Annotated in this window: 1 protein-coding gene; it reads right to left on the reverse strand. The window is 60.9% G+C overall.

Features of this window, described 5'->3' with window-relative positions; genetic code table 11:
• A partial coding sequence (locus tag MXD60_RS26530; RefSeq protein WP_248822425.1) for a hypothetical protein occupies positions 1 to 230 on the reverse strand: 230 nt, incomplete at both ends.

A 230-nucleotide genomic window follows, 5' to 3' on the forward strand; every position in this document is an offset into this window, starting at 1 on the left:
TGAATGAGGTCAACCCCAGGAGGCCAATTTCGCCCGCCAAAAGATCGACGTCGGCCAAAGGGTCCCGGCTGGATGGGGGTGATCTCCTCGGTCACCTCGGGTTCGTCGAGCAGCCTCCCCTCATCGTCAACGACGAAAAGTTCCTCCTGAGCCGACGTAGCGAAATTCGATACCCCGACGCCCAGCAGTCGCACCCCCTCGCGCAAATCAAGGGAATCCAGCATCCGCAC

Source organism: Frankia sp. AgB32, assembly GCF_023243045.1.
Taxonomy (GTDB): domain Bacteria; phylum Actinomycetota; class Actinomycetes; order Frankiales; family Frankiaceae; genus Frankia.